This window comes from Virgibacillus alimentarius (assembly GCF_017874635.1).
GTDB classification, from domain to species: domain Bacteria; phylum Bacillota; class Bacilli; order Bacillales; family Amphibacillaceae; genus Virgibacillus_B; species Virgibacillus_B alimentarius.
Genome location: NZ_JAGIKX010000012.1, coordinates 36,510 through 57,268 on the forward strand (window position 1 = coordinate 36,510; position 20,759 = coordinate 57,268).

18 protein-coding genes and 1 riboswitch are annotated in these 20,759 nt (G+C 37.5%); of the genes, 5 read left to right on the forward strand and 13 right to left on the reverse strand.

Features of this window, described 5'->3' with window-relative positions:
- Positions 1-62: 62 nt before the first annotated feature.
- Complete coding sequence (locus tag J2Z81_RS08200; protein ID WP_226371109.1) at positions 63-1,538, forward strand: BCCT family transporter; 1,476 nt, start codon at positions 63-65, stop codon at positions 1,536-1,538.
- 59 nt (positions 1,539-1,597) lie between these two features.
- On the opposite strand, the gene J2Z81_RS08205 is transcribed toward J2Z81_RS08200, so the two are convergent.
- Both J2Z81_RS08205 and J2Z81_RS08210 read right to left on the reverse strand, forming a co-directional pair.
- The gene (locus J2Z81_RS08205) at positions 1,598-2,173 is read right to left on the reverse strand and encodes a DUF2179 domain-containing protein (protein WP_029266014.1); all 576 of its coding nucleotides are present in this window, start codon (positions 2,171-2,173) and stop codon (positions 1,598-1,600) included.
- Between the two features lie 132 nt (positions 2,174-2,305).
- Positions 2,306-3,019, reverse strand: a complete 714-nt coding sequence (locus J2Z81_RS08210; RefSeq protein WP_029266016.1) for an MOSC domain-containing protein — start codon at positions 3,017-3,019, stop codon at positions 2,306-2,308.
- A 106-nt stretch (positions 3,020-3,125) separates the two neighbouring features.
- Here J2Z81_RS08210 and msrA point away from each other — a divergent pair, with 106 nt between their 5' ends.
- A complete protein-coding gene (gene msrA, locus J2Z81_RS08215; RefSeq protein WP_029266018.1) occupies positions 3,126-3,650 on the forward strand; it encodes a peptide-methionine (S)-S-oxide reductase MsrA in 525 nt (174 codons plus the stop codon).
- A 40-nt stretch (positions 3,651-3,690) separates the two neighbouring features.
- The gene (locus J2Z81_RS08220) at positions 3,691-4,863 is read left to right on the forward strand and encodes an MFS transporter (protein ID WP_226371110.1); all 1,173 of its coding nucleotides are present in this window, start codon (positions 3,691-3,693) and stop codon (positions 4,861-4,863) included.
- A 64-nt stretch (positions 4,864-4,927) separates the two neighbouring features.
- Here the strand turns inward: J2Z81_RS08220 and J2Z81_RS08225 are convergent, their stop codons facing one another.
- From J2Z81_RS08225 to J2Z81_RS08245, 5 genes are all read right to left on the reverse strand, one after another.
- Positions 4,928-6,262, reverse strand: a complete 1,335-nt coding sequence (locus tag J2Z81_RS08225; protein ID WP_029266022.1) for an NCS2 family permease — start codon at positions 6,260-6,262, stop codon at positions 4,928-4,930.
- A gap of 115 nt (positions 6,263-6,377) precedes the next feature.
- Positions 6,378-6,478, reverse strand: a riboswitch (purine riboswitch).
- Between the two features lie 26 nt (positions 6,479-6,504).
- Positions 6,505-8,040 (reverse strand): glutamine-hydrolyzing GMP synthase, encoded by a 1,536-nt coding sequence (gene guaA / locus J2Z81_RS08230; protein ID WP_029266025.1) that lies wholly within the window; start codon positions 8,038-8,040, stop codon positions 6,505-6,507.
- A gap of 107 nt (positions 8,041-8,147) precedes the next feature.
- Complete coding sequence (locus J2Z81_RS08235) at positions 8,148-10,625, reverse strand: transglutaminase TgpA family protein (protein WP_226371111.1); 2,478 nt, start codon at positions 10,623-10,625, stop codon at positions 8,148-8,150.
- The gene (locus J2Z81_RS08240; RefSeq protein ID WP_226371112.1) at positions 10,622-11,875 is read right to left on the reverse strand and encodes a DUF58 domain-containing protein; all 1,254 of its coding nucleotides are present in this window, start codon (positions 11,873-11,875) and stop codon (positions 10,622-10,624) included. The genes J2Z81_RS08235 and J2Z81_RS08240 overlap by 4 nt, the downstream gene beginning before the upstream one ends.
- On the reverse strand, positions 11,872-12,837 hold the full coding sequence (locus tag J2Z81_RS08245) for an AAA family ATPase (protein ID WP_226371113.1): 966 nt from the start codon (positions 12,835-12,837) through the stop codon (positions 11,872-11,874). The genes J2Z81_RS08240 and J2Z81_RS08245 overlap by 4 nt, the downstream gene beginning before the upstream one ends.
- Positions 12,838-13,020: 183 nt before the next feature.
- On the opposite strand from J2Z81_RS08245, the gene J2Z81_RS08250 reads away from it, so the two are divergent.
- Entirely contained in the window at positions 13,021-13,440 is a 420-nt protein-coding gene (locus J2Z81_RS08250) for a DUF948 domain-containing protein (RefSeq protein WP_226371114.1), read from the forward strand.
- Between the two features lie 37 nt (positions 13,441-13,477).
- On the opposite strand, the gene J2Z81_RS08255 is transcribed toward J2Z81_RS08250, so the two are convergent.
- Positions 13,478-13,870 carry a DUF948 domain-containing protein gene (locus J2Z81_RS08255; RefSeq protein ID WP_038220826.1) on the reverse strand — a complete coding sequence of 131 codons (393 nt, stop codon included), beginning with the start codon at positions 13,868-13,870 and terminating at the stop codon, positions 13,478-13,480.
- A gap of 142 nt (positions 13,871-14,012) precedes the next feature.
- Here J2Z81_RS08255 and J2Z81_RS08260 point away from each other — a divergent pair, with 142 nt between their 5' ends.
- Positions 14,013-14,837 carry a YihY/virulence factor BrkB family protein gene (locus J2Z81_RS08260; protein WP_029266036.1) on the forward strand — a complete coding sequence of 275 codons (825 nt, stop codon included), beginning with the start codon at positions 14,013-14,015 and terminating at the stop codon, positions 14,835-14,837.
- A gap of 50 nt (positions 14,838-14,887) precedes the next feature.
- Here J2Z81_RS08260 and J2Z81_RS08265 read toward each other — a convergent pair whose 3' ends face one another.
- The 5 genes from J2Z81_RS08265 to J2Z81_RS08285 form a co-directional block, all read right to left on the reverse strand.
- On the reverse strand, positions 14,888-16,411 hold the full coding sequence (locus J2Z81_RS08265; RefSeq protein WP_029266038.1) for an AbgT family transporter: 1,524 nt from the start codon (positions 16,409-16,411) through the stop codon (positions 14,888-14,890).
- Positions 16,412-16,589: 178 nt separating this feature from the next.
- Complete coding sequence (locus J2Z81_RS08270; protein ID WP_038220829.1) at positions 16,590-16,808, reverse strand: hypothetical protein; 219 nt, start codon at positions 16,806-16,808, stop codon at positions 16,590-16,592.
- Positions 16,809-16,848: 40 nt separating this feature from the next.
- Positions 16,849-18,033: a Ger(x)C family spore germination protein gene (locus J2Z81_RS08275; protein WP_226371115.1), complete on the reverse strand. Its 1,185-nt coding sequence runs from the start codon at positions 18,031-18,033 to the stop codon at positions 16,849-16,851.
- Complete coding sequence (locus J2Z81_RS08280) at positions 18,026-19,132, reverse strand: GerAB/ArcD/ProY family transporter (RefSeq protein ID WP_226371116.1); 1,107 nt, start codon at positions 19,130-19,132, stop codon at positions 18,026-18,028. Before J2Z81_RS08280 ends, J2Z81_RS08275 begins: the two co-directional genes overlap by 8 nt.
- Positions 19,129-20,697 carry a spore germination protein gene (locus J2Z81_RS08285; protein WP_319023830.1) on the reverse strand — a complete coding sequence of 523 codons (1,569 nt, stop codon included), beginning with the start codon at positions 20,695-20,697 and terminating at the stop codon, positions 19,129-19,131. The genes J2Z81_RS08280 and J2Z81_RS08285 overlap by 4 nt, the downstream gene beginning before the upstream one ends.
- Positions 20,698-20,759: the final 62 nt, after the last annotated feature.

The following is a 20,759-nucleotide window of genomic DNA, read 5'->3' on the forward strand; positions in this document are numbered from 1 at the left end:
GAATAAAACGCTTTATTTAAGTCAAACTAACAATACGCTGAGAATATAGAAAGGGGAATGAAATGAAAAAAGCAACTTCCGTTTTTTGGATCACACTAAGCATTACATTTATCATTTCTTTATGGGGAGCACTTTCGCCCGTAGGCTTTGAAAACATTACAAATACGGTGATGAATTATATTTCAGTTCGTTTCGGCTGGTATTATTTATTACTTGTTACATTTTTTGTGGTGTTTTGTATCTTTTTAATTTTTAGCCCATATGGAAAAATAAAACTTGGTAAACCTCGTGACAAACCAGAGTTCAGCTATCCGACTTGGATTGCCATGCTCTTTAGCGCTGGTATGGGAATTGGACTAGTGTTTTATGGGGTAGCCTCCCCAGTCTCTCACTATATAAAAACACCTCCCATGGCCGAACCTGGCACAAAAGAGGCGCTAGAGGATGCACTAAGGGTTACTTTCTTCCATTATGGCATTCATGCATGGGCAATATATGGTTCGATTGCCCTGGTACTTGCTTATTTTACATTTCGACATGGAAAACCAGGGTTAATCAGTAAAACACTCGAACCTCTATTTGGTGACAAAATGAATACATTCTGGGGATTACTCGTTGACATTATTGCCGTAATGGCAACGATTGTTGGTGTAGCTACTACACTCGGATTCGGAGCTACACAAATTAATGGCGGTCTCTCTTATTTGCTGGGAATTGGCAATGAATTTTGGGTCCAGCTACTCATCATCCTTGCTGTAACTGTTTTATTCATGATCTCTGCCTATACAGGTCTTGGTAAAGGAATAAAATATTTAAGCAATACGAATATGTCATTAGCGGGGCTCTTATTTATCGCTACATTAATTTTAGGGCCAACCCAATATATTTTGAACTCCTTTACTAACTCGATGGGGGAATACATTCAAAAACTTCCAGTCGAAAGTTTTCGAATCGCACCAAATGATAGCGAAGGGATCCAGTGGGTTAGAGACTGGACCATTTTCTTTTGGGCCTGGTGGATTGCATGGGCTCCATTTGTTGGTATATTTATAGCCCGGGTATCAAAGGGGAGAACGATTAGAGAATTTTTATCTGGAATCCTTATCGTTCCAACGGTTGTTAGTCTTTTGTGGTTCTCAACGTTTGGAATGTCGGGGGTTAAGGCGCAAAATAGTGGTGCAGATATTGCAGGCCTACCGGATGAACAGGCACTATTTGGTATGTTTGATCATTTTCCGTTTGGTGTCGTTTTATCGATACTCGGTCTCATGTTAATTGGAACGTTTTTTATTACGTCGGCAGATTCTGCTACTTTCGTGTTAGGTATGCAAACGACAAACGGTTCCTTATCTCCCTCAACAACAATCAAATTCGTATGGGGCTTTGCCCAGTCTACAATAGCTGCCGTTCTACTTTATACAGGTGGTTTGCAAGCTTTACAAAATGCTTTGATATCTGCTGCATTTCCATTTTCAATCATCATGTTTCTAATGATAATTTCTTTTTATAAAGCATTGAGTAAAGAGCAAAAAAAGTGAAATAGACTGTCGAGGATGACAGCTTATTTCACTTTTTCTAAACATTTTCATGTACCAAACTATTTTTTATCACTGGATTTGCTAGTTCCTTTATTATTCAATAATTTTCCCTTTCGCACTTGCTTTACCCAAAATCCCCCATGAATTTGCTTCGGTTCATAAGAAATAATGAAAGCTTTCGGATCCAAATGTTTTATTGTCTCATAAAGTTTCAATTCATATTTTCTTGGTGTTAAAATTTGCATGGATAATCTGTCGCCTTCCATTCCATAAGCATACCAGCTTGTTACTCCGTAGCCTTTATCGCGCAATTTTCGTGTGAATTCAATATCTGGGTAAGAGGATATAACATTTACCGTTATGTACCCAAGTGCGAGCTTTTCTTCAATTTTTGTCCCTACAATTACACCAATAGCAAAGCCGACTGCATATGCAATGATGTTTTGAATTTCATTTAAGTTATCAAGCACCAGACCAAGTCCTAGTACATACATTACAATTTCAAACATACTCACAAATGCAGCCAAGTAGCGCCGGCCTTTCAATGTTAAAATCATACGCATCGTTGAAAATGTTACATATACGATATTAATTATTAAAATAATGGCGACCATTACATATGCATTGCTAAGCAAAACAATACCACCTTTTTTCTTATAACTTCTTTCTCATTTATGTGCAGAGGACAAAATTTTAATTCACACGTTAATGTTTCCACATATGGGTTACATTCATAACCCTTTTTTGCTTGAATCATTCCAAAGTATTTATTCGTTATTTGGTCCATATACCCGTCTACGCACAGAGGACTCCTGACCACGCAACCTTTTCCGCAAGGTTTTTTTCCAGTTTTCAGCAAGCAGTTCACAGGATGCTAATTCATCGGCTAGGCGAAGATCTTTTTTATATACATGCATCACTTCATTAGCAGCGGCTATCGACCATTGCGGGTATGGGCGTTCGATTAATTCTAGATCCAATTCCGGCTGGACATACCCCTCTTGTAGGACTCGATAATACCAACCGGTTTTTCCGGTTTTTTGAATATCGAGTGCAAAATCTTTTTTACGGTATCTGCGTGCTGGTCTCCAACACGGTTGACGCGGCTGTGAAACCTGGATTACAGCATCACCAAACTTATACGTATCACCAATGTATACCGTATATTCATCCATTTCAAGTACAGCAAGGTTTTCTCCCATTCCTCCGATATCGATCGATGCTAATGCGAGGTCTTCTCTCCAGAATGTATAATGTTTAATAGGGTAAGCAAATAAAGCCTTTTCAGGACCTCCATGGCGTTTTTTGTCGCCTACTTCATCATTAGACAATCCTGTTTTTCCTAGCCAAAGTTGTCTAGTGGTTTCTGTTTTAAATATTCCTGTTTCCCATGGTTTATCCATTGGGTCACTTGCATTTGGATCCCCCAGTTTTTTTGCTTTACCAGTAAAAATTTTGTGTACAAATGGCTCTTCGTTCATGTCATCAACCCCCTGTCTATGATATAGTTAATTGGATAATTAACTATATTTTACTCGATTTAGCACATTTTTGTAAGCAGTATCGATTCGCTGGAGGTTAAGAGATATGAAATTACATAAAGCGATATTCGCTGGAGGCTGTTTCTGGTGTATGGTCAAACCGTTTGATCAATGGAATGGGATTCATCATGTTATATCCGGCTATACAAACGGACATGTCGAGCATCCTTCCTACGAGGATGTCAAAAGTGGGAGAACAGGACATTATGAAGCAGTAGAAATAACGTATGACCCTGCTATTATTTCTTATAAAGAAATTCTTCAAGTGTATTGGCGTCAGATCGATCCTACAGATGACGGCGGACAATTTCATGATCGCGGGGATTCGTATCGGACAGCAATATTTTATCATAATGAAGAAATGAGAAAAATAGCAGAAGCATCCAAAAAAGAATTAGAACAAAGCGGGAAATTTTCAAAACCAATCGTCACTAAAATTTTACCTGAAAAGATATTTTATCCTGCAGAAGACGAACATCAGGATTTTTATAAAAAGAATGAGAAGGTCTATAAAGAGGACCGGGAAAAATCAGGCAGGGATAAGTTTATTCAAGATATATGGGGTAATTAATGTAGATACAGTTAGAACGTATGCGTAAGGAGCGAATTTTTTGTCAAAACATGAATCATTAGTACCATTAAAAATGTTATTGTTCAGTTTCCATGCAACAAACACGATTATACTTAGTTTCCTACCGTTATATTTACGTTATAAAGGCTTGAATGGAACAGAGATAGGCTGGGTACTGGCGGTTGGCCCGTTAGCCTCTATTTTTGCACAACCTTTTTGGGGCTATATGAGTGATAAACATAAAACAGTAAAGCGGGTTCTTTTAGTCTGTATTGGCGGTTTGCTAATTAGCAGCATTCTCTTTTTCCAAATGAATACATTGCTTTCGATTATCCTAATGGGAGCCATTTTTTATTTCTTTACAACACCAATAGGCGGTCTTGGAGATAGTTTAGCTCAACGACGAGCCAATGAATTACAAGTCTCCTTTGGAACGATACGAACGTGGGGATCAATTGGATTTGCCACCTCAGCCCTCATTATCGGGGAAATCCTCTCAAGAATTGGTGTGCAATACATGATTTACCCCTATTTATTCTTTGGAACGATTGCACTCATTGTTGCAATTAAGTTAAAAGATGTAAAAGTGGAATCAGATCCAATTCAATTAAAGGACGTTAATAAGCTATTTAAAAACAAATCATTCGTTATTTTCCTATTTCTTATGATCTTTTTAACGATTTCACATCGCGCAAATGATAGTTTTATTGGTCTATATATAACTGAACTTGGTGGAAGTGAAAGTTGGGTTGGGTTAGCCTGGTTTATTGGTGTTGCTAGTGAAGGGGCAGTTTTTGCCTTTGCCGGATTCTGGTTCCGGAAATATCACCCATTAATTTTCGTTATTGTGGCTGGAGTACTATACAGTATACGTTGGTTTCTTTATGCTGGTGCAGATGATCCAATGTATATCATTGCACTTCAAGTACTCCACGGGTTAACTTTTGGCACTTTCTATTTAGCAGCATTTGATTATGTCACTCGTCTTATCCCAAAAGATTTGACAGCAACTGGACACCTCGTCTTTTACGCTGTGTTTTTCGGGGTATCAGGCATTGTTGGATCCCTCGCTGGCGGAGCAATTATGGATATGTTTAGCGGAGGGACCTTATATTTCTATATGGGAGTCTTATCTTTAGTTGGAACAATATGTTTAATGGCTTATCATCTACTTCCTTATGGCAAAAGCAGCCCAGTCCGCAAGACTGAGTAAAATAAAATGGCTATAAAGAACTTCGAGCTTGCAGAAGTCTTTATAGCCACTTTTTTATTTTTAGTTAACTTAAGAAAATAAAATAAAGGAGAAAGATCAAAAATAATATATACATGATTCCATTAATTTCTTTCGAACGGCCTTTTAAAATCATTGTGATCGGATAAAAGATAAAGCCAATCGCAATCCCTGTCGCAATACTATACGTAAGCGGCATCGTAATAATTGTAAAAAAGGCTGGAACTGCAACTTCAAAATGATCCCACTCAATATTTTTTAAAGAGGAGGACATGAGAACTCCAACAATGATTAAGGCTGGTGCTGTTACTTCTGAAGTGATCACACTTAGTAAAGGAGAAAAGAATAAGGACAAGATAAAGAACCCTGCTGCAACAACCGCTGTAAAACCAGTACGGCCTCCTGCTCCAACCCCTGCAGTGGATTCAATATAGGAAGTAGTTGTTGACGTTCCTAAGATAGATCCCGCCACCGTTGCCGCAGAATCAGCGAATAAAGCCTTTCCTGCTCGAGGTAGTTTATTATCCTTCATCAAGCCCGCTTGTGTTGCTACAGCCACTAATGTTCCAGCAGTATCAAAGAAGTCAACAAATAAAAAAGTTAAAATAACAACTAGCATTTCAATTGTAAAAATATCACCGAAATGAACGAAAGCTTGTCCAAACGTTGGTGCTAAACTAGGTACTTCCCCTACAATTTCTCCGATTCCATTTGGGGCATCAATAAGTCCGACCATAATTCCGATAATCGCAGTCATGACCATGCCATAAAATATGCCCCCTTTTATATTTAAAGTCAGCAAAATGACAGAAACGATAATTCCGAAGATCGCTAGTAATACAGGCGGAGACGTTAAGTCACCTATGCCTACTAATGTTGCTTCATCGCCAACGATAATCCCAGCATTTTGGAATCCAATAAACGCAATATATAAACCTATCCCAGCTCCGACAGCCATTTTCAAATTTGCAGGGATTGCATTAATTATTTTTTCGCGGAGCCCGGTTAACGTTAAAACAATAAAAATTAGTCCTGATACTAGTGCACCGGATAAAGCTGTTTCCCACGGAATTTCATACCCCAGCATTACCGTATAGGCAAAAAAAGCATTCAACCCCATCCCGGGTGCTAAAACAATTGGATATTTTGCAATAAGCCCCATAAATAACGAACCAATTGCAGCTGCTATTGCTGTTGCAGTAAATACGGCACCTTGATCTATTCTTGTAACTCCTTCTGGTAGTTCCTCAACTCCTACCAGAGCTAACGTTGCTGGAATAACGAATAAAACATACGCCATAGCAAGAAACGTTGTTAAACCGGCAATAAATTCGGTTTTATAATTCGTTCCCAATTCTTCAAATTGAAAAAACTTTTTCATTGCATTGTTCCTCCTCGTATGACCCAATTTTTCCCACACAGGAAAAAAACACCCCTGGATAGTAACCAAGGGTGCTACCGTAAACAAGACAAGAAAAAGTAATTCAATAAATAGATGTAATTACATTTACCTGCGTAGTCAGACCATTTACGGTAGTCTGGTAGAAACTTTGGGCCTTATCCCCTAAATTATACGCAAACTGTTTTATTCATTTTTTTCATAAAGTTGATTTTAATCCAGTCTTATTCCCACTCAATTGTTGCTGGTGGCTTACTTGTAACATCATAAACAACACGATTAATATGTTCAACATCATTTACAAGACGTGTAGAAATCTTCTCTAAAACATCCCAAGGGATTCGCGCCCAATCAGAAGTCATTCCATCGACAGATGTAACTGCACGAATTCCAATTGTGTAATCATATGTTCTGGAATCCCCCATCACGCCCACACTTCGGATATTTGGAAGAACAGTAAAATACTGCCAGATATCACGTTCTAATCCAGCTTTTGCGATCTCTTCACGCAAAATAGCATCCGATTCACGAACAATTTTTAATTTTTCTTCTGTTACTTCACCGAGCACTCGGATAGCTAAACCTGGTCCAGGAAACGGCTGACGCCATACGATATGATCAGGAATACCTAATTGTGTACCTAGTTCACGTACTTCATCTTTAAATAAAGCATTAAGAGGTTCGATTAACTCGAATTCCATATCTTCAGGAAGACCGCCGACATTATGGTGTGACTTGATCGTTTGGGCTGTTTCCGTACCGCTTTCGATAATATCTGTATATAACGTACCTTGAGCAAGAAAATCGATCTCTTTTATCTTAGAAGCCTCATCATCAAAGACATAAATGAATTCATTCCCAATGATTTTTCGCTTCATTTCAGGATCGCTGACATTTTTCAACTTAGACAGAAAACGTTGCTGTGCATCAATTTTAATGATATTCATATGAAAGTCATCAGCAAAAGTCTTCATGACATCATCAGCCTCATTTTTGCGCAGTAATCCATGATCAACGAAAATACATGTGAGCTGATCTCCAATCGCTTTATGAATTAACGCTGCAACTACGGATGAATCGACACCGCCGCTTAAAGCGCACAATACTTTGCGATTTCCGACTTTATCTTGAATTTTCTTTACTTCCATTTCGATATAATTTCCAATTGTCCAATTTCCCTCACAGCCACATACATCGAATACAAATTGGTTCAGCAGGTTTGTTCCATATTCTGTATGACGAACTTCTGGGTGGAATTGAACACCAAAAAGTGATTTTTCTTGATGACTGAAAGCAGCTATTGGAGTAGATGGACTTGTAGCATCAATTTGGAAGGATGATGGCGTCTCCACCACTTTATCCCCATGGCTCATCCAAACGACTTGATTCTTTGGTGCATCTTTAAACAGAAGTGCATCATGACTAAGATTAATGTCTGCTTTTCCATACTCACGGTGTTTATCCTTTTCAACCTTTCCGCCAAAATGCAGTGCCATTAATTGCATACCATAGCAAATACCTAATATAGGAATGTCCAGATCAAAAATGCCTTCATCACAACGATAGCTGTTTTCATCATAAACACTATGAGGACCACCAGAGAAAATGATTCCTTTAGGGTTCATGCGCTTAATCGCTTCAGCTGTCAATTTATGTGAGTGTAATTCACTATATACACCAAGTTCCCTAATTCGTCTAGTAATTAATTGGTTGTATTGACTTCCAAAGTCGAGTACTAAAATCATTTCACTATTATCCATGTTTTCTCCCCTAACTGCCGTAAAATAGTATGCGATCTAATTAAAAGCAAAACTTCGTGCGTCTGCTTAATTTTATCTTCTTATTCTACTAAGCAACAAACACCTGGTCAACCCATAACACATTTAATTAAATCTTTCCATAATTTCGTTAGTTGTATTTCGTTTGTAACATACACTTCATCATTATATAAAATTCGTTCGTAACCGTATGTTAAGAGACGCATATTACTAAAGGCATAATAACGATCAATTCTGCTTGCGTATTCCCTTAGCGTCTCATCGGGATGTTTCCCCATCCCTTTTCGCTGCAAAATTTTTAATAAATGATGGTAAGCATCCTGATAATTATTAACACTCTGTTTTCGCTTCAATTTCATTGTGAAAAAAATGGTTAACCAACGATATCGCATTATATATAGTATAACAAATAAAAGGGCAAAACTAAGCATAAACAAAATGAAAGATTTTCCATTCTTTTGATTTTCACTCGATTCTCTTTTATTTGTCTTGTCATTTTCTCCACTCTTTGAATCAACTGGAACGGCTTGATTTTCCATTATTTCTTTATCTGACGTTTCCTTAATTTTCCCCTTATCTTCATTTGTCGTATGAAAATCAGATAAGTTAGAAAAACCTTGTGTCGGTTCAAATGGAACCCAGCCAATTTCTGGAAAATATACTTCCACCCAGGAGTGTGCATTTGCATTGGTAACTTCATAAACATTTTTACCATTTGATCCTTCTTTAATCCTTTCTCCACTCGTAAATCCTTTCACCCATCTAGATGGGATATCCAGTGTCCTGAGCATAACAATCATAGCAGTGGAATAATTATCACAATACCCCTCTTTCGAATCAAATAAGAATTGATCAACATAGTCCTGATCTTCCCCTGGTACAGGTACATTGCTTGTTTGATAAACGAAACCATTTTTCCCAAAATATTGCTCAATTGCACGCGTTTTATCATAGCGGTTGTGATAAGCAGCCGTTATTTCTTCCGCTAACGCTTCCACACGATCAGGTAATGAAGAAGGAAGCTGTGTATAAGTATCAGCAATAGCGGCCGGGTCTACTTCACTTGCATCCCTTAATGTCTCTACCGAAAAAGAGGGGTGATCATAGGTGATTTTATAGTTTTTCAGATTCGTATTTTTATTCATTTGTGATTGAATTTCTCCAGTTTTTTCATCTAATTGAAATTGCACATGTTTATCTGCATTCACCTCATTAACACCATACGGGTATACGAGTTTTCCGAGCATTGCATGGTCACTAAACTCAAGTGTTGCTTCCGATTGTTCGGTTTCCACTTTATCTGAAAAAGTACGTAAAGAAATCTGCCCTTCCCTTTGTGTTCGATAATTATGTGATGTAGACGTTTTCCATCCTTTTCCCGTATAAACATCCTTTGTTTCTATCCGCCAGTAGTGATCTTTCGTATCTGTTGCGGTGAAAACGGTACTGTAATCTTGGACAAACGAACCACCTAGTTGAGAATCGTTTTCCCCGTATCCAACCTTTTGTACGGTAGAACTTGGATCTTGCATCGTTTTAGCTGCAAATTCAATAAGTGGGGTAGGATTGGTCCACTTTGAATCAAAAACAGGTGTCACATATCCAATCAGAGCTGCCAGAAACACAACACTAACCAGTGGGACCGTCCAATTCTTCTTCCAAGACAACTGAGCAGATTCGCCCTCTACTTCTTTGACAAGATTAGCCATACCTAAAGTAATAAACGCAATCGTAAAAGTTCTGATAGCTGGTATCCCGGCATCATACACAGTGAAAGCGTTTAGAGCAATTAAATACAGATACGTCATGAAAACAAATAGGTATACCTGCTTCGTGGTTACAAACCAGTAATCTATTAAATAACTCATCAGCCAAATGAAAACGAGCAGCAATACATTCTGGAACAAGGGGGTTACATCGTACCACTGCTGGTCTAAAAGCATTCGGATATTAAAGATAATCTCCGAATATAATTGGTTAATCCATGAACTACCAAGAAACATTTGGTCTAAAAAGAATAACCAATGGATAATAAATAGAAAACCAAAACCTTTAAGTAAGAAAGAAAAGAGCCAACTTCCATTGCTCCAGTCGATCCTTCCGGCCCTTGATTGATGTGTACTCCGAACAGGTTGTTTCTCCGCTTCGGTTGATGTTTTGATTCTCCGGTAGATGCTCCCGCGCTCTGGTCGATATCCGTCTCGTTGCGGTCGATATTTCCCCTCTCCAGTTGATATTTCCGATCTCCGGTCAATATCTTCGCTTCCCGGTTGATATCCCCATCCTTCGGTCGATATTTTCTCCATCTGGTTGATATTTTCTTGTTCTAGTTGATATCCGCTACTTTCTGGTCGCCCTCCTCGCCTTATTTCTGCTCTCTGATCAATGTGCATTCGCAAAAAAGAAATACCAAAACAATACATCGTATACATTATAAATAAAGTTAGACTGCCTTTCCCACTAATTCTTTCGATTGGATACATCCATTCTAAAAACAGAAAAAAACCACTTACATACAAAATAGAGGTAGAGCCCCATAGCATTTTATGTTGCTTTTGAAACCTCATATTCCATTCACCTCGATTGGGTTTTTCACTAATTGTTTTTCAGAAATCAGTCTAACTTCAATCCCATACCCATGTAATCTATCAATGCGTTGGTAATCTCTTTGATAGATCATTGCAGAAGGTTGAACCAAAAAGAGAGCAATGCTTGTTGATCGCTGTTTTAATTCTTTTAGTGTCTGTCCTAATGCTTCATTCAAATTGTTCGTAACAATCCATAGACTAGGTGGACTTTTCATTGTCATTGATGCTTCTTTCAATAAATTGGCAAAAGGACGCTTTCCATTTGGGTGGATTTGTGCTAGATGATTGCGTACATCATGATGCTGTTTTGGAAAATAGTGTATTTCTTTATCAACAGTTAATAAACCCGCAGTAACCGACTGCCTGTGCAGTGTCTCTATAAGCGAAGTAGTCACCTCTACTGCTGCTTCGAAAGCTAAATGGTTCATTGCATGATCATAACAACTATCTAAAATGACTACAGTGTCTACACTTTTTTCTTGTTCAAATTCTTTTGTCATTATTTTGTTTTTGCTTGCAGTTTGTTTCCAGTCGATCCAAGAAAATTTATCTCCTGGAATATACTCCCTACTTCCTGAAGCTATATTGATGTTTTTAAAGTGTAAAGCATGCGAAGATAGTGACCCTTGTGCAATCGTATTATTCGGTTCTTGTAAACAGATAGGACGTTCATTTGGATAAACGATGAGGGAATCGGTCACTTGAAAAACATGCTCCTTTTTTATAAAACCAAACATATCCCCCGTTCTAATCCGAATTGCCTGTAGCTGATGTATTCCTCGCGGCAGTTTCTGTATATCATAAGGAATTTCAAATTCTCGCTTAAAACCCGGGAAAACAATTCGTTTTGACGTACGCTCCACATGTAACCGGTTGGGATTATTCAAGTAGTGATATTTCGCTTCACGCGTATCTATCTTTTGTAAGGAAAATGGAAATACCTCTTCTATCTTACAATAGGATAATGGGAAGCCTATTCTCCTTTGAATGTTTAGTTTTATTGAAATTGATTCACCTGCCCGTATACGATTTCGTGATAGTATTCGACGGACGTTCCATCCTCCCACTCGGTAAAAAAGCATTCCTAACTGGTAAAGGGCAATAGGAAGGAAACTAAACAATAAAAAGCCGCTCACAAAATCACTTTGAAACATAGCGCCTACAAAAAGGATAGAAAGAGGCAAAATAATAGATAGCAAGTTTCCCATAAGTCTAAATAATGCTTTCATCCGCTAAACTTCCTTCGGATCGGTATATTTGTATTTTTAATAATAGAGACAATAGTCTGCTCTCTGTCTACCCCATCATAAGTTGCCTCATGTGTTAGAGTGATTCGATGTGAAAGTACAAATGGCGTTAAATATTTCACATCATCAGGAAGTACATAATCACGGCCTTTGACAAATGCGAATGCCTGAGAAGCTTTCATTAATGCAATCGAAGCTCTTGGGCTGGCACCAAAATGAATGGCATGGTGATTTCTTGTGCTAGAGACCAATTTTAAAATGTACCATTGGATACTTTGATCGATGTATATTTCTTTTACCTCTTCCTGAAGCGTTATCAGTTCTGCTTTGGAAATTACTGATTGAACGGATTCAATTGGATGATTTTTTGTTGTTCGCTCAAGCATTTCCAATTCCTCTTCTAGCGTTGGATAGCCCAACTTCAATTTCAGGAGAAATCGGTCAAGCTGTGCTTCCGGAAGTGGGTACGTTCCTTCAAATTCAACTGGATTTTGGGTAGCCATGACAAAAAAAGGCCGCTGAAGCAAAACCGTATTCCCATCAACGGTAACTCTCTTTTCTTCCATTCCTTCTAGTAAGGATGACTGTGTTTTTGGAGAAGAACGATTGATTTCATCAGCAAGAACGACATTTCCAAGAAGTGGTCCTGGTCTATACTCGAATTCCATTTCTTTTGGGTTATAAATCGATATCCCCGTGATGTCAGAAGGCAATAAATCCGGGGTGAATTGAATTCTTCTAAAATCACAATCTAATGACTTTGCTAATGCGCGGACAAGCATTGTCTTCCCAACACCAGGAACATCTTCAAACAAAACATGTCCTTGTGCTAATAAGGCGACTAAACTCAATACTGTTTCGTCTTGCTTTCCAATCATTACTTTGTTTATATTTTCTAATACAATGTCTATTTTTTTATGATATTTCATCGTTTCTTTGATCATCTTATTCATCCTCCATCCCATACTACTAGGTGATTAATATTCATTCGTATGTAATGGAATCTAGTATTTGCAAAAAGGACGCATTTTATACTAGTATAGGAGAGATAAGTTTAATTGTTTGAATAAAGTGGAAATACATATGGAACAATAAGAATCGAAATATAAAGGAGGCTAGTAAATAATATGATGTGGGTAGGAATTGGATTATCTGTTATTGGAATTGCATTTTTCATTCTAGTCATTTTATTAATGGAACCTTTAAACAATTTAGCTGAAACGCTTAAAAGCTTAAAGGGAACGACTGACAAACTTCCTGAGAATGTTGATAAAGTATTCAGCGAAACAACCGATAGCTTTAAGACAGCAAAGGGAACATTAAGTGATGTTAATGAAAAACTAAACACATTAAATCCTATATTCAACATTGTGAATGACATTGGAGAAGCATCTCAAAAGCTATCATCCTCTCTTTCAAAAGCGAGTAAAGCCTTTAAGGAAAATACATCTGATCCAAACAACGTAATCCACCGCAATAATTTAGAAAGTTTATACGGCGGTGTAGCACTTGTCTACTATCTTCTTAAAGGAAAAAAGAAAAAATAACAAAAATCTTCCCCAACACAAATGTTGAGGAAGATTTTTATTTTTTCCGTCTTTTAAATAATCTTGAACGGAATGCGCTTTTTTCGGATTCTCCTGCGTCTTCTCCAGACGCTTGTTTTCTTTTGAAGATTGGGTTACTCGCTAGAGAAGAGGCGAAGCCGCGAGTTGCTTCAGTCACATCTTCTACAGCATAAAATAATGGACTCAATGTACGCATTTTTTCATTTAAATCCGTTAACGTCTGGTTACTTTCATGCAGTATATTCTCTGTTTCCTTGAAAATCGTATCCAGTTGATCCGGCAATTGTTCAACCGTATCACCTACACCATCAATCACCTTTGTCATTGCATACAGTGTATAGGAAAGGTAACCAACTAAAACCGCAAACGCAATACTAAAAATCAAGACGCCTATTCCGAGTACAACCACCTATATCCCTCTTTTCCTATGTATATTTTTATAATAGCATGATTCCACCAGTATTTGTCACCTGAAACTAATAATTAGAATACCATAAATAGATTAAATCATACAAATGAGGGGTATATCTAAATCGTTAGGAGGATTATCGATGTCTACTTTCATTAACTACATAAAAGATCTGCTTGCAGAATTTAAAAAAGATAATGTCCCTATTTTAGCAGCAGCGCAAGCCTATTACTATCTATTATCCATCTTTCCATTACTTATTGTGTGCTTCGCAATTATACCATATTTTAAAATTGAACCGAACGATGCCATCGATTTCATGAATAAAACATTGCCAAGTGAAATGGCATCTATCTTCGAAGAAAATATTATCAGCCTTATTCAAACACCTAAGGGCGGATTGCTTACTTTTGGTATTATTGCAGCACTATGGTCCGCTTCCGGTGGAATAAACGCTTTTATTAAGGCTGTCAATGAGGCATATGAAATCGATGAAACAAGATCTTTTATCCATGTCCGTTTACTCGCATTAACGTTAACGATTGGAATGATTATTTCATTAGTAGTTGCGATACTTCTGCTTGTTTTTGGCAATGTGATTTTAGGGTTTATAAAATCTTTTTTAGGTATTAGCGGTTCACTTGTTGTTTTACTCCAGATAGCAAGGTGGACAATTAGTATTCTTGTCATTACCGGGCTTTTAATATTGCTTTATCGCTTTGCTCCTAATAAAAAATTGCCATTGAAACATATTATGCCGGGCGCCTTAACTACAAGCATTTTATGGTTACTTATATCATTAGGGTTTTCCCTGTATGCAAGTAATTTCGGCAGTTACTCGGTTACCTATGGCAGCTTAGGTGGAATCATCGTCCTAATGATCTGGTTCTTCTTAACGGGATTAACCCTAATGATAGGTGCAGAAATTAATATTATCCACCAACGGAGAAACAAAGGTACAAATTAAATCAAAAAGAACCTTTACCCTAAAAAGACGATAAGGTAAAGGTTCTTTTTTTACTGATAAAGAATAGGTGATCCTGGACCAAGGTCAATTCCGAGTAGCATCCAAGCAACAAGGAAGATCGTCCAGCCAACTAAGAAGAAAATGGAATATGGGAACATCACTGAAATTAACGTACCAATTCCCATTTTCTTGTCATATTTTTGTGCGAAAGCAATAATGATTGCAAAATATGTCATTAATGGCGTAATAATGTTGGTCGTTGAATCGGCAACCCGATAAGCCATTTGCGTAAGCTCTGGTGAGTAACCAAGCTGCATCATGATCGGTACGAAGACCGGAGCCATCATTGCCCATTTTGCTGATGCACTACCCATAAATAAATTAATAAATGCTGCGATCACAATAAAGACCAAGATTAGCGGAATTCCGGTTAAATTAATACTTTCTAAAAACTCTGCTCCATATACACCAAGAACAAGTCCCATGTTTGTCTCATTGAAAAATGCAACAAATTGACCAGCAGTAAATGCAAGAACAATGAACATCCCCATTGACGCCATCGTATCAGACATTTGAGCTGCTACATCTTTGTCATTACGAATAACCTTTGTAACTTTACCGTAAACAAAGCCAGGTACCAAAAACACAATGGCAATAATTGGTACAAGTGAATCCATAAATGGCGATTGAATAATGGCTCCACCTTCTCCGCGCATCGGAGCACCTGTTGGAAGAATTAGCAATGCGACTAAGATAAGTGTAACAACTAATGAAACACTTGCCCAAATCAATCCTTTTTTCTCAATACTTTTAAGTCCTTCTAATTTTTCACGGTACTTTCCTTTATATTCACCTAATCGTGGTTCAACAATTCGTTCGGTTACCCACGCACCGATAAGCGTTAAGATAAAAACAGAAGCGATAATAAAATAATAATTCATCGCAATGTTCATTGTGTCTGCATACGACGAATCAATCATTGCTGCAGCATCAATGGTTAATTCCCCTAACATGGCATCTGTTCCGGATAAAAATAGGTTTGCACTAAATCCAGCAGATACCCCGGCAAATGCGGCAGCTAGTCCAGCTAACGGGTGACGTCCAAGCGCTGCAAATATAACCGCTCCTAGTGGCGGCAGAACAACATATCCTGCATCCGAAGCAACACTAGACATGATCCCCGCAAAAACTAAGCCTGCAGTAATCAATTTATTTGGTACGGCTAAAACGAAGCCACGCAATAAAGCACTGATTAAGCCCGTCCTCTCAGCAAGACCGATACCAAGCATTGTGACAAGTACAACGCCCAGCGGAGCAAATCCAATGAAATTATCTGTCAAATTGGTAAGTATATATTTAATTCCTTCACCACTTAATAAATTTTTAACTTCAATCATTTCGTTTTCTTCTCCAGGATGTTCCACACTAATCCCGAAAGCGGAAACAATTCCTGATAAAACAACTACTAATAACGCTAATATTGCGAATAGTGTAACAGGATGCGGCAATTTATTACCTACTATTTCGATCCTGTCGAGAAAACGCTGAAATATCCCCTTTCTTTGCTTCTCCATAAAGTACCCCTTCCTCGTAATATTCAGAAAATAATGTTATTTTTCTATATACCAACTTCTATTATAAAGAGGAATTAAAAAATGTAAATCACTTCTCAATAAGTACTAATAGTAACTTTTTTTTAAATTTTTAAAATAAAATAAAAGCAGTCTATAAAAAAACTGCTTTATCCTTGATTTATTGTTTGTTTGATTTATTTAGAGCAGGAGTTTTCTGTTTTGATTGCTGTTTCATTTTCTGCTTCTGTTTCTGTTCGTCTTCACGCTTCCATCCAGGATCTCCATATTCGTGTAATTTGGAGTTTATCTTATAGATGCCATACGGTATCAGAAAACTTAAAACTGTACAAATTAAAACCATTTTTTCAGGTAAAACGCCTATGATTTTATCCCACATATCAACACCTCATATCAATTAGAAATATCCAAACAATGATTTATTCATGCCGCTTGCCTTTGGCCCGATTTGTAGCTCCTGTTTCCCGTATTTGAACATCAGCTGAAACATCGATGCGGCTATTTGCAAAGTAATTCTCGCCGTCTTCCCAGTCCTTTTTTATTCTCTTCCAAATTGAATAATGTTTTTGTTTTAAAATCTTATCAAAGTCAAAAATATCAAGCTTCATTTCCTTCTGGGCTTTATCAATGGTTTGATTTGCAAGCTTTTCTATTTTTTTAGCAACCTTCTCCTCTATTTTTGATAAATAGGAAGGATCTAACAGTGTTTTACTTCCATACATTTCGGCAAGTCTTCCTTCTACCTCTACGTTTACAGATATATCCATATTTTTTGGGTCTTTTGGATCTATTTTTATCTTACTTTTCGCTCCCTCAAGTTCAAAAGTCATGACATGATCTTCTACCTTGAACTTGATCACTCCTCCATTCACATCCCCTTTTACTAAATTCATCCCTTTGGTTTCCTGAGCCGTTAACTCAGCGACCATATTATCATTCAAACCGTGAAAAACAGCTGCACCTTTATAGTCTACTTCATTTTCAGAGAGGGAAATTTTCGGAAGTACATAGCTCTTATTATTTAATAGAAAATCATGTACATTGCCTAGCGTAACAGGATCTATCATATCTATTGATTTATAGTTATTATCGGAAATCATATCAAGATACCTCACAGGAAGTTGTTCTGGTTCTGGCTTTATTTCAAGTAATTCTTTTGCCTTATTTTTCGCTATCATAATTTTAATGCCCCTGCGCATTTCCTGATCGCGTATAAATATATCCAGTATACTAGCAAATATTTCAGGTTCACGGGCTACTTCTTCGGAGACAATAAGAAGCCTTACATGTTCATAAAAGGGAGCGCGACTTATTTCTTGTACCATATTACGATTAATTGTAAATATACTTGTTCCGGTAGCTGTTACATTAACAAACGGGGATTTATTATTGCCGCCTCCTGCAGGAGTACCTAATCCGGCAGGAGAGACAATCTGATTTGTCAGCGATAAATTCATGTTTTCATCCGAATAATCATTGGCTTTATCAATGGCCGATCCAACCACAAAACCATGCTCCTCAATATTGATTTGATCCCAGCAGCCAGTTAGTAAAATAACCATAAGAAAATAGGTAGTTATTTGTATCAGTTTTTGCTTAACCAATGGGCTTCACTCCCCTTAGTTTTCCAACCACTAACAATAGAAGCGCTACAAATACGGTATACCCGAAAGTTATATAACCAACAATAGTTCCATACGTGTATACCTCAATTAAATCCTGTGGGTACATCGCATTGGCATATACTAATGGAGATAAAACAAATAAAATCTTATATTTCTGTACATTCTTGAATATAGAATTCAATGCGAAGACACAAATATCAAGTGCCATTGCAGTAGTATTAAAAATAGCCATGATCCATATCGTAAAAAAAACGGATTCAAATCGCTCAAAAATTTCCCCGGGTATTTCCACTCCTTTTGCTAATTCAATCGTCGGGAATAATAAATTACTTGTAACTGCATTTCCAAATACCCCAATAATAGACACATATATAAATAAATACAATCCAACAGGTATACACATTCCGATAACTGCTTTTTTTGGCACTTTTTTTGGCTTTTTAACAAGGACTGTATAAAACCATAAAATGCCAAATCCAACATAAGAAAAAATTGCTGAACGTAACCCTTTCATATATCCGGTGAAATCTGTTTCAAGCATCGGAAATAAGTGATTCCATTCAAAACGGTTCAGGCTAAATACAATAACTAACAATGAAATAACTAAAATAATCGGGAAAAACATCATATTTAAGCGAAGCAAGCCCACTCTTGATCCTGCAACAGCGTAAACAACAACAAGCAAAAAAGTTAATGCAATCACTTCCACTGGCGTACGATCAAATATATATTGTTTGGAGATATCAGCAATCTCCCGAATTTGAAGTACGGCTAATTGTGATGCAATCACTGCAAAAAGAAATGTTAAAACAAGCGCCACAGGTTTTGTGACAGTACAAGATGCATAGGATAAAAATGTCTGGTTTGGAAAGCTGGATGCTAGTTTTGCGACTATCCATGTTATCATTATAGCGATGATTCCCCCTATCAAAATAGGGATCCAACCATCAGCAGCTATCGTCACAGCAGCCATATCTTTTGAGAAGGTAAGGACACCTACTCCGATAACAAAGGAAGGTATCGCAATCATAATTTCCCGTTCACTAATCAACTCATCTGCATATTTGAAACGTTTCAAAGGTTTTTTCCTCCCGTATTACCAGATTTCTCGTCCTCAGCTTGCAAATACTTCGGTCGTCTCGAAATTAACGGAATGGGCGAACGGAAAATGAGATCATTCCAATCTCTTAAAAAGGTTGGTGCGAATGGAGTAGAATAAGGGACTCCAATACTTTTTAAATTAACAAGATGGATATTAATCATAATATAAGCAAGAATGATACCAAAAAGCCCAAATACTGCAGATGCGATCAGAAATCCAAAAAGAAGAATGCGAAAAGAGATCGCAACACTGTACGATGGAATAGCAAACGATGCGATGGCGTTTAGGGCAACAACGATGACCATGATTGGACTTACAATACCCGCTTGAACTGCTGCCTCTCCGATTACTAGTCCACCGACAATACCTATCGTCTGCCCAATTGTTGAAGGCAATCTTGCCCCTGCCTCCCGTAATAATTCCATTGTAATGGTCATTAATAACGCTTCGATAAAAGGAGGAAAAGGAACTCCTTCCCTTGTCGCTGCAATTGAAAAGGCCAGCTTTTGAGGAATCATCCCAGGGTGGTAGGAAACTAACGCTACATATAAAGCGGGTAAAAATACAGATATAAATGCAGCAAGATATCGAAGCCCTCGTATCAAGGTCCCTATCGTCCAGCGTTCATAATAATCTTCGGGCGATTGCAATGCATTTCCAAATGTTGCAGGAAGCACTAAAACTAACGGTGTTCCATCCAAAAAGATGGCTAGTTTCCCCTGCAAAAGGGCAGCTGACACCTTATCGGGCCTTTCTGTATTTATTAATTGCGGAAATGGTGATAAGAAGCTATCTTCAATCCACTGTTCTATATAACCTACACCAGGTGCATCATCCATATCAATGGCCCTTAGTCTTCGATCCACTTCTTTCACGATATCTGGATTAATAATCCCGTCTACATAGGTTACAGCGATCGTCTTTTTAGATCGCCTCCCTATATAATGCTTTTTTAAGCGGAGATTGGGATCTCGTATATGGCGACGAAGGAGAACCAGGTTTGTTTGTATATTTTCAACAAAACCCTCTCTAGGGCCTCGAATGACTGTTTCTGAATCTGGTTCTTCAATTGCACGACTTTCCCAACCTCTTGTATCTATTAATAATACTTTATCAATGCCATCTAAATAGAATATTGTATCCCCGTTCAAAAGTGCATTGGATAAATCATCAAGCGTATATCCTTTTTCCGTAGACGCGGAAATAATTTCATTATTAATTACTTCAAATAGTTTTACTTTCTCATCTGGTAATTGCTTTCGTTCCGTTTCCAGCTGTACGTTTTTCATAATATGACTATGTATTAAATCATCATTTACTAATCCGTCTATATAAGCAATCGCGCATTTATGCTCTGTTCCGCGAACGGTAAATGGACGAACCACAAGGTCAATCGGCTCACCAAGCATCTTTTTTAAATTGGTTATATTTTTATCTAATTCTTTATAGATAGTGATCGAAAAGTTTTCTTTTTGTTTGTTTTCTTCTTGTTTGTTTGAATTTTGTATTACATTTTGTTTCCTTTTGACGCGTCGAGCCACAACACTCACCCCTTACATCCAACCTGTCATTTTCTTCTTTTTCCCATGATTCATTCCTTTTA